Source organism: Ruegeria sp. K3, from assembly GCF_056531845.1.
Map to the genome: position 1 here is coordinate 389393 of NZ_JBQFMM010000003.1, position 9930 is coordinate 399322.

At 57.6% G+C, this 9930-nt stretch carries 11 protein-coding genes; 2 read left to right on the top strand and 9 right to left on the bottom strand.

What is annotated here, in order from left to right; genetic code table 11:
- Position 1 precedes the first annotated feature (1 nt).
- From hemF to clpS, 4 genes are read right to left on the bottom strand one after another with little or no spacing between them, the layout of a single operon-like run.
- Entirely contained in the window at positions 2 to 886 is an 885-nt protein-coding gene (gene hemF, locus ACR0MP_RS08495; protein ID WP_170664081.1) for an oxygen-dependent coproporphyrinogen oxidase, read from the bottom strand.
- A 5-nt stretch (positions 887 to 891) separates the two neighbouring features.
- Positions 892 to 1692, bottom strand: a complete 801-nt coding sequence (locus ACR0MP_RS08500) for an SDR family NAD(P)-dependent oxidoreductase (RefSeq protein WP_480886357.1) — start codon at positions 1690 to 1692, stop codon at positions 892 to 894.
- 37 nt (positions 1693 to 1729) lie between these two features.
- Positions 1730 to 2692: a class I SAM-dependent methyltransferase gene (locus ACR0MP_RS08505; protein WP_480886358.1), complete on the bottom strand. Its 963-nt coding sequence runs from the start codon at positions 2690 to 2692 to the stop codon at positions 1730 to 1732.
- A gap of 9 nt (positions 2693 to 2701) precedes the next feature.
- Positions 2702 to 3043 carry an ATP-dependent Clp protease adapter ClpS gene (clpS, locus tag ACR0MP_RS08510; RefSeq protein WP_170396046.1) on the bottom strand — a complete coding sequence of 114 codons (342 nt, stop codon included), beginning with the start codon at positions 3041 to 3043 and terminating at the stop codon, positions 2702 to 2704.
- Positions 3044 to 3137: 94 nt separating this feature from the next.
- On the opposite strand from clpS, the gene ACR0MP_RS08515 reads away from it, so the two are divergent.
- On the top strand, positions 3138 to 3839 hold the full coding sequence (locus ACR0MP_RS08515) for an HAD family hydrolase (protein ID WP_223117606.1): 702 nt from the start codon (positions 3138 to 3140) through the stop codon (positions 3837 to 3839).
- Positions 3840 to 4120: 281 nt separating this feature from the next.
- The gene (locus tag ACR0MP_RS08520) at positions 4121 to 5491 is read left to right on the top strand and encodes a D-alanyl-D-alanine carboxypeptidase family protein (protein WP_170396050.1); all 1371 of its coding nucleotides are present in this window, start codon (positions 4121 to 4123) and stop codon (positions 5489 to 5491) included.
- 66 nt (positions 5492 to 5557) lie between these two features.
- Here the strand turns inward: ACR0MP_RS08520 and ACR0MP_RS08525 are convergent, their stop codons facing one another.
- The 5 genes from ACR0MP_RS08525 to ACR0MP_RS08545 form a co-directional block, all read right to left on the bottom strand.
- Positions 5558 to 6805, bottom strand: a complete 1248-nt coding sequence (locus tag ACR0MP_RS08525) for a hypothetical protein (protein ID WP_170408887.1) — start codon at positions 6803 to 6805, stop codon at positions 5558 to 5560.
- 130 nt (positions 6806 to 6935) lie between these two features.
- Entirely contained in the window at positions 6936 to 7697 is a 762-nt protein-coding gene (locus ACR0MP_RS08530) for a LamB/YcsF family protein (protein ID WP_480886360.1), read from the bottom strand.
- Positions 7698 to 7709: 12 nt separating this feature from the next.
- Positions 7710 to 8705 carry a 5-oxoprolinase subunit C family protein gene (locus tag ACR0MP_RS08535; RefSeq protein WP_480886361.1) on the bottom strand — a complete coding sequence of 332 codons (996 nt, stop codon included), beginning with the start codon at positions 8703 to 8705 and terminating at the stop codon, positions 7710 to 7712.
- Positions 8702 to 9451, bottom strand: coding sequence for a 5-oxoprolinase subunit B family protein (locus tag ACR0MP_RS08540; protein ID WP_170408890.1), 750 nt, complete (start codon positions 9449 to 9451; stop codon positions 8702 to 8704). The genes ACR0MP_RS08535 and ACR0MP_RS08540 overlap by 4 nt, the downstream gene beginning before the upstream one ends.
- Positions 9452 to 9748: 297 nt before the next feature.
- On the bottom strand, positions 9749 to 9930 hold a 182-nt coding region (locus ACR0MP_RS08545), incomplete at its 5' end, for a hypothetical protein (protein ID WP_480790300.1).

Sequence of the window (9930 nt, forward strand, 5' to 3'; positions counted from 1 at the left end):
GTCAGACCCATTTGGCCAAGGGCGGCAGACTCATCAGAACAGCATCGGGGTCGTGCCCGGTTTCCAGACCAAACTTGGTGCCCCGGTCATAGACCAGATTGTATTCGGCATAGAGCCCACGATGCACCAGCTGGGTGTTTTTGTCCGCGTCGTCAAAGCTTTGCACCCGGCGTTTTTCGACCAGAGGCAGAAAGGCGGGCAGGAAGGCGCGACCGATGTCCTGCGTCAGCGCAAAATCCGCCTGCCAGTCGCCGGTGCAATAGTCATCCATAAAGATCCCGCCGACACCCCGAGCGCGCTTTCGGTGGGGGATATAAAAATACTCGTCAGCCCAATCTTTGAGGCGCGGGTAGTGGCCGGGTCCGTGCGGGTCGAGATGCGCTTTTTGGGTGGCGTGGAAATGGGCGGTGTCGTCGTCATATTCGATGCAGGGATTCAGGTCGGAGCCGCCGCCGAACCACCAGGCATGTGGGGTCCAGAACATCCGGGTGTTCATATGGACCGCAGGCACATGCGGGTTCTGCATATGGGCCACAAGGCTGATGCCCGAAGCCCAGAACCGGGGGTCGTCCTTCATCCCCGGAATACCCTTGCGCGCGGCCATCGCGTTTTGCGCGCGCTCACCCAGCGTACCAAAGACGGTTGAGACATTAACGCCCACCTTCTCGAACACGCGGCCCCCGCGCATCACCGACATCAGCCCGCCGCCCGCGTCGGAGCCATCGTCAGACTGCCGTTTAGTTTCTTTGACTTCGAACCTTCCCGGCTGAGAATCCGAGAAGGGGCCTGAGGTGTGGCTGTCTTCCAACGCTTCGAAGGCGGTTACGATGTCATCTCGCAACTGGCGGAACCAGGCAGCCGCGGTGGCTTTTTCTTTATCGAACATTGGGATCAGTGGGCCGGGGCTGCGACAGGGTCCAGCAGGGTGCGGCCTCCGTCAATGGTTAGAATTTGGCCTGTCATGAAGCCCGCAGCGTCCGACGCGAGAAATTGCGCGGTTTCGACCAGTTCGTTCGGAGCGGCAATCCGGGAAAGCGGAGTATGTTTTTCGATGTCGTCCCGGAAATCTCGGTTTTCTTTCAGCGTTGACTGCAATGAAGCGCTCATGACCGATCCTAGTGCGATGGAGTTTACGCGAATGCGGCTGGGCGCAAGTGCAACCGCCAACGAACGGGTCATCTGATCCAGCGCAGCGGTCGAAACGGAATAGGCCATCAGATCGGGATGGGTGCGGCGTGCGGCAATCGAGGACAGGTTGATGATTGACCCGGCAGGGTTCTCATCGTCTCCATCAGCCTGTTTGATAAATCGCTTAGCCACTAGTTGGCTCAGTCGCAGCGCGGGCATCAGGTTCTGGTTCAGCAATGTGCGCACGGAATCGTCATCGGCGTCCAGCGGATCCGACGGGATCACCTGCCGCGCACCATTGATCAGGATATCAACCTGATCAAACGCATCCAGCGTGGCCGAAAGCAGATTGGCGATGGTCAGCTTTTCACGCAGGTCGCCGGCGAAATAACGGATGTTGCTGTCATCCGCCTGTTCGCCCAGCTCATCGGACAGGCGCTTTTCATCCATATCGGCGAACATGACATTGGCGCCTGCATCGGCAAAGTGCCGTCCGATGGCCAGTCCGATGCCGTTGGCACCCCCGGTGACGATTGCGGTCTTGCCCGCGATGGAAAAGGACATGCGAATCCTCCTGAGTTCTGGCGCAGGTTAGCGGGCCTCAGCCCCGAGGGCGAGAGGCATGGAAAACCTTGAAGCGGTTGTCTCCTGCCACTTCGTCAACACGGGCGAAAGCCTCGGCCAGCGTGGCCTCGTAAGGCAGGTGGCGATTTGCAACCATCCAGAGTTGACCGTTGCGGGTGAGGTTGCATGCAGCACTGGTGATAAAGCCCTGGCCCAATGTCGGGTCGGCGCTGCGCGAAGTATGAAAGGGCGGATTCATGATCACCATGTCCAGCGGCTCGGGCGTGCTCCATTTGGTGGCGTCGGCCCAGTGGAACTGCGCACGGGGGTCGGTGACGTTGGCGCGGGCGCAAGTAAGGGCGGTGTGGTCGGCCTCAACCAGATGCAGGCTGCGCAAGGTGTCGTCGATCAGCCTTGCGGACAGAAAGCCCCAACCTGCACCCAGATCAGCGATGCGCGTGCCGCGCTTGGTTGGCAGAGAATTCAGCAGCAGGGCCGAGGCAGGATCGATACCATCGGCGGAAAACACACCGGGCGCGGTATGGAAGCCGTCAACCATTTGGTTTTCAGGCGCAGCCCAGTCGGCAAAGGCGTCCGCATCAGACTGAAACCAGAAAATCTTGCCATGTGCCTTCGAGATTGGGCCCTCGATCGCGACCCGCTTGCGGATGTCTTTCAGCAAACTGTCGACGCCATCGGTTTTGGCCCCGTCCACCACGATGACCCCGCTGGCGCGGCTGCAGGCCTGATGGATCAGCGCCCGGGCCAGCGCCTTGGCGCGCGGTAGAAACACGACTGCATCCTGGCAAGGCGCGTCACTATTGGGCGTAGCGACAAAGCCCTGCGTGGCAAAATGATCGTGGAACGGTTTGAAAGGCTGCACCACCTGCGCCTCGCGCGGAAGGTCTGACAAATCGTGGTCCGGGGTAGGCGCCAAAACAGTCAGCGGTTGCGACAGGGTGAGCCCGCTGTTCAAGGCTAGATCAAGGCGAGAGGACATGGCCGTGCGTTATTCTTCGCGTTCCATGGTGCATTGCAGCGGGTGCTGATGCCTGCGCGCGAAATCCATGACTTGCCCGACCTTGGTCTCGGCAATCTCATGGCTGAACACGCCAACCACGGCGACACCTTTCTTGTGTACGGTCAGCATGATTTCAAACGCTTGCGCATGGGTCATGCCGAAGAACCGTTCCAGCACATGCACCACGAACTCCATCGGTGTGTAATCGTCATTCAGCAACAACACCTTATACAGCGGCGGCCGCTTGGTCTTGGGGCGCGTTTGCACCAGGACCGACGTGTCGTCGTCTTCGTCGTCCTTTTCAGACATGATCCACTGGTGTTTGCGCATTGCTGTAAGAGAATCTCGATTAACACTACGAATTGTTTCCCGGCTTATATAACGTCACGGTGGCCAGAGAAAAGAGCAACCGGACGGAAATGCGATGCGGGACAAGCTGACAACAATCGGGTTCGATGCAGACGATACCCTTTGGCATAACGAGCGTTTCTTCCAGCTGACTCAGGCATATTTTGCCGAATTGCTGGCCGATCACGCCGATCACGATCACCTGATGGAACGTCTACTTGCCGCCGAAAAGCGCAACATCCAGCACTATGGGTATGGCATCAAGGGCTTTACCCTGTCGATGATCGAGACAGCGATTGAGGTGACGGAAGATCGCGTACCGGCGCGCGTCATCCGCCAACTTGTTGAAGCGGGGCAGGAGATGCTGGCACATCCCATCGAACTGCTCCCCCATGCGCGCGAGGCCATCGAGGCGGTGGCCGAGACGCATAAGGTTCTGCTGATCACCAAGGGCGACCTGATCGATCAGGAGCGTAAGCTGGCGCAATCCGGATTGGGTGAGCTGTTCGATGGCGTTGAGATCGTGAGCGAAAAAACGGCGGCGACCTATGCGGAGATTTTTGACCAGTACGGTGATGGACCCGACGCCTCGATGATGATCGGAAACTCGATGCGTTCTGACGTGGTGGCCCCAATCGAAGCCGGGTGCTGGGGCGTGCATGTCCCGCACGGGTTGGTATGGGAGGTCGAGCAGGCCGAGGTCCCAACTTCCAACCCACGGTTCCGCGAGTTGAAGGATTTGGGTGATCTTTCAGCTTTGATTGATCAGATTTCCTGACCTGTTGCCGTTTGACATCAGTCACAAAAAATTCGATGACACGGCTTGCCTGAAATTCGGCACAATCGCCGGTATGGTGTTCGGGCGCGCATGAAGCACTATATGTAGCGTGAATCTGATTGTGTATATGATCCACTCAAACGCAGCTTTCAGTTTCTTTAAACCCGTCCCTGTGTTAGCCTGAAGAATATCAAAATAAAAATTGCTGACCGGGAAAACCCGGCGGCGCGAGGCAGACAGAGGCAAAGATCGTGCAGATTCGGCGGACAGTTCCGGCCCGAATGGGCTTATTACTTATAGCATTTCTGTGGCTGCTTTCATTTGCACCACTTCAGGGCATGGCGGCCCCTTACGCGGCCATGGTGATCGACGCACGCACCGGAGAAGTGCTGCATTCCCGCAATGCCGACACGCGGTTGCATCCGGCATCTCTGACCAAGATGATGACGCTGTATATTGCGTTTGAGGCCGTGCGGAATGGTGAGATCACGTTGGACACTCAGGTGCGCATCACCAAGGCTGCAGCGGCTGAGCCGCCCTCGAAGCTGGGTTTGCGCACTGGGCAGCGAATCGCGTTTCGCTATCTGATCCGGGCGGCGGCGGTGAAATCCGCCAATGACGCGGCAACCGCGATCGGCATCGCCCTCAGCGGGTCCGAGGCGGCGTTTGCTCGTCGCATGACCCGCACCGCCAAGGCGATGGGGATGAGCCGGACCACCTTCAAGAATGCCCATGGTCTGACCGAGTCGGGGCATTTGTCGACCGCGCGGGATATGACCACGCTGGGCCGTCACCTGCTGTATGATTACCCGCAGTACTACAACCTGTTCTCGCGCCAATCGACGAATGCCGGGATCAAGACTGTACCGAACACCAACCGCCGCCTTTTGGCAGCCTATCGGGGCGCCGATGGGATCAAGACCGGCTATACCCGCGCCGCAGGGTTTAATCTGGTTGCTTCGGCCAAGCGCAAGGATGAACGTATCATCGCGACCGTCTTCGGTGGCAAATCAGGTGCATCGCGCAACGCCCGGGTGGCCGAGCTTTTGGATATGGGTTTCCGCCGTGCCCCCTCGCGTGCGCCAATCCGTAAGCCCGCCCGCCCGGCCTATGCAGGGAATGCTGGTCTGGGTAGTGCACAAGTGGTCGCCCAAGCGGGCCCGCCGAAAAAGAGCCTGCGCCCGGTGTTGCGCCCGGTGGCGAGCGAAACGGTTCAGGTCGCGGGGTCGGTCGCCGCAACGGCTGAAAAAGACAACACCCGGATTCAGGACGGTATCGCTGCTGCGATTGCAGCAGCAGACATAGCACCGTCGGATGGCGCCAAGCCTTCCGAAAACGTGGTGCTGGCCTCGGTCGAACCGGCCAAACAGCCCGAGCCTGAACCCGAAGTTGTGACCCGCTTGTCCACTTCCGGCGGTCACCTTTGGGGCGTCAATGTTGGCCGCTACACCACACGGTATGAGGCCGAGAAGGTTCTGTTGAAAACTGCGCTGTCGGAAATGACCACTTTGGAAGGCACTTTGCGCAAGGTGAATCAAAGCTCGCGTGGGTTTGACGCGACATTTCAGGGCATGACCCGCGAGCAGGCTGATCTGGCCTGTCGTCGGTTACAGGCGCGCAATGTCACGTGTTTCATGATCGGGCCGTCATAAGACCCGGCATTCTCTCCTGGATGGGCCTGGGCTGCGATGACCTCGCAGCCCATTTTTTATGGCAAATCAATCGAAGACGTGGCCGTGTTTGTACTGTTCATCTTGCCCGGCCGCCGCAGTTAAGGCTGCAACGTTATCCTTGGTGAAGAAGCCGTCGTAGTGATGACAACGTTCGATGTATTCGGTGATCAGCAGCGTGTGTTTCGAGTGCTTTGAGAAGATCTGTTTCAGGTTCGGATCATCTTTGCATTCCCCGACCACATGGGCCAGGAACGGAACGCCCTTGTCTTTAAGAGTGTTGACCACGAAATCGACATTTTTCTCACCCGCGCCATGGTCGCCGTCCTGAATTTCAACCGCCATGTGGTGCAAGCGTCGTCCGAAATTACGCACGAAATCCTCGGTTGGCATCGGCAATTGCTCGAAAGAGTTCACGAATGAGGGCGTGTTGTTTGCAGTAAAGACCTTGGCAGGGGATTTCTTGTCGTCATCCACATTGGCATTGCGATTCACATTGGTCGACGAGTTCATGTCGAAGATGTTGTACGCCCCCCAGAAGTAATAAGGCACCATGGTCAGAAATTCGAGGATCGCGTCCTCACGTTCCCCGGCCAGAATGCGTGTCGCCAGATGATCGATCCCCAGCATCAGGGGTGCGATTTTGCTATCCGTCCCAAACGCAGCGGCCTGATCCAGCTTGGCTTGTTCCACATCGCTCAGCAAAACACGGTCGCCTAACCCCAAACTGTCTGTGTCGTTGAAATCCAGCGTGGAATAGCCGACGCGATTGCACGTGAAATCCGATGGCGTCGTAAAGCGGTATCCTTCCAGCGTGTAGAACGGATTTTCGGTGTCCCCAGAATATTCGAACCGAATATTCTGATCCTCCAGCGATCCAGTCAGCGCCTTCAGGTCAGTGGCACCGTAAATCTCACCTACATATCGCGTCTGCGGCTTACCGCGCGCCAGCGGGTACATACGATTGATACGCGGGATGAAATCCTCGAATGCCGGGCTGAGCGGAGCCATCAGGATCAGCGCCGGATAATCGGCATGTGAATGCATCACCGAGAACTTGTGTGTCTGTCCCAAATAGCTGGCGGTGTGGCGATAGGGGGTCATCACATAAAGCTCGACCAGCGTGTCAAACAGCGCATCTGTCTCGACCTGAATGACAATGGCCCGCATCGCACCGACCTGATCCGCAATGCCCGAGCTGATGCGGCGCTCGTAAATCCTGGGAAGATATTCGGTGAAGAAGTCCGAGTTCTTCTTGTCGCCCCTTGGCTGGTAGGACATCAGATCAAAAGACATAGGCTAACCTCCTTGCGGCGCGTTGCTTGGATTTGTGGTAGTCAGATCATGCACTTGCCATGCATGCTAGGCGCTAAGGCCTGCATGGGCAACAGTTTGGAGATGGGGTGCCAAAGTTACGTTGTTGTAACTAACGGATGAATTTTGTGACCTCGACTCCGCCCGCGATCAGGTTCTCGCGCACCGAGTGCGCGATCTGAACTGCTGTCGGGCCATCACCATGCAGGCAGATCGTATCGATTGAGGTCTCAAGGCGTTTGCCGGATTCGGTGATGATGGCACCTTCCTTCACCATTTCCAGAATACGTGGTCCGGCCAGTGCAGGGTCGTGTATCACGGCTCCCGGCAGTGACCGATCCACCAAAGTGCCATCGTCGTTATAGGCACGGTCGGCGAAGATTTCGCCCACCCACTTGCAGTCCAGCTCGCGCACCGCTTCTTCTTGTTTGGTGACCGCCAGCACCATGATGATGATGTCCGGGTCCACGTCCAATGCGCCCTGATAACAGGCCCGCGCCATATCGATATCGACCGAACACATGTTGGCCAGCGCTCCATGTAGCTTTAGATGGCGCACTTCAGTGCCCATCGCCTTGGCCATGCCGATTGCCGATCCAAGCTGATAACGCACCAGATTGCGCAAACTGTCATGGGGCACTTTCATGTTTCGACGCCCGAACCCCTGCAGATCAGGAAGACCGGGATGCGCACCGATGCCCACACCGTTCTGAGCTGCCAGAGCCATGGTCTTGGCCATCACATCCGGGTCACCCGCATGAAAGCCACAGGCGATATTGGCTGATGTGATGATCTTCAGAAGGCTTTCATCGTCACCCATCTTCCACGGGCCAAAGCTTTCGCCCATATCGGCATTCAGATCGACGCTCGGCATCGCAATAACTCCTTATTCGGTGGCAGAGATCATTCCGCTGATCAGTTGGTAGGACAGGAGGTCCGGGATGTCATGCGGATCGCGGACCAAGGGTTCAACACGGGCGGGCAGGCGGGCAATGTCGGCCTTAAATGCGGCTTGCAGCGCGATGGCTTGTTCCAGTGTTACGAATTCGAAGCGCACCTCGCCTCCCGCCGGGGTCTGTGCAGCGCGGGGCAGATCACAGGGCAGAACGGTTGCGATGCGCGGGTAACCTCCGGTGGTCTGGCACTCGGGCAGTAGGATGAAGGGCGCACCGGTGCCGGTCATCTGTATATCGCCGGGGGTTATGACTTCGGACAGTATGTTCAACTGACCCTTGGCCGCGAAGCCGTCACCTTCACTATCCAGCTGCATGCCCATCCGGTTGGCTCGGGCGCCGCGGCGGAATGTCGTTTGCGTAAACCGTGCCAGCGTCTCGTCATCGAACAGTGCAGTTTGAAAGCTGGCCACAACCCGCAACGTCCCACCCGAAAACCGATCCTCCGAACGCAGCTTCAGGCCGGTCTTGCCGGTTTCCGTCGAAGGCAGGTGATCACCCGCTTGAACGGCGCGCCCGATCCTTGCGGTCAGATGGGCCGCGCGTGAGCCCAGCGTCATGTCGGTCCCGATCCCGCCACCCAGATTCAGATACCCGTAACTGCCCTGCAGCACCGACCCGACTACCAGCCGCTGCCCAGCCTCCATTTGATGCGAGGCATTCCACAAGACGGGGCTGCCATCGATACTGGCCTGCATCGGTGCGCCGGTCAGCGCGATGGCGGTTGGTACGGTTGCCTCAAACTCACCACCCATCCCCGCCATTTCGAGGGCGGCGCTCGTTGGGGTGTTACCAAGCAACGCGGCCCCTTCATAAAGCGCCGCTATATCTGCGGCACCCGAACGCGACAGGCCTTGATCCAGATACCCGGTGCGCCCTTGATCCTGAACCGTGCAAGCTGGACCGATGCGATGGACGATCAGCGTCATGTCGTGATCTCCTCGCAACTCGCACCACCAGAGCCATCAGTGCAGGTTGTACGGATATCCTCAAGCTCTTCGCGCGTGACTGAGATGAACTGCATCTCATCACCGGGGTTGAGGGCAAAACTTCGCCCCATGTCCGGACGAAAGCAACGAAACGCGGTTTGTCCAACATGACGCCATCCGGTTGGGGTTGGCCCCGAGAACAGGACAAATTGAGAAATTGCCAAAACCAACGCCCCTTCAGGCACCATCGGCGTCAGCTCTTTCAGGCGTGGAATGTTGAATTCGGGTCCGAGTGGCCCGAGATAAGGTTGGCCCGGCGCAAATCCGATGGTTAAAACCCGCACACGCGATTGGCTGAGACGATCAATGGCGTCCGCTGGTGACAACTCTGCTGCCAATGCCGCGTCTTCTAGCTGTGGCGCAAGATCGGAACCGTAGACCGTCGGCACTTTCCAGAATCGTCGCCCCGCAGGCAAAGGTGCAGCGTACCAATCGCGACTGACCAGCATAGCTCGCAGCAACTCTTCGATGTCATGATGCGACAGGCTTAATGGATCAAACCTTATAAATGCAGATGCCAGCGAGGCCGAAGTCTCAAGCACGCCATCAATCTGCTGCGCCTCGACTGCGCCCCGAAACGCCAGGGCGGCGCGGTTTGACGGCTCGGACATGGTTTGCGCAAAGGTCACCAACAGACCGTCAAACCCAACGGTTCGCAGCAAGGGAAACTTAATGTCATTCGTCATATCAAGGTCACAGGCGTATCGGGTTTGCTTTGAAAAGACCTGAGCCTATCCATAGACAATGCGCAAGGCCCTGTAAGACCAACTTGCATTGCGCCTGGCGGCGCCGATATCGGGTGCGAATCCGGGATTGGAAATGAATCGCTGATTGCCGTCGAGTCGGTATAGTCTTGTGGGTGACTGTAGTGTTCTCACTATATGTTGGGTTTGAACCAACAAGCACTGAAATCTAGGCGGTATATCTGATGTGCTTGAAGGATGATTTTCGCCGATTTCTATGAGGTGAGTTCCACTCAACTATTAGAAATTATTGTATAAAAAATGATTTTGAAGTTTTTTGCGATATTCTTGAATTTTCCACTTGCGCGTTGAATGCGTAAGGCATAGAACGCCCTTCACCGGCGCTGCTGAGGTGCTGGGACGCGGTGGAAGCTGCGGAGACGCTCGGGAGAGACTGGGGGCATCTGAGGTTTTTGATTGGG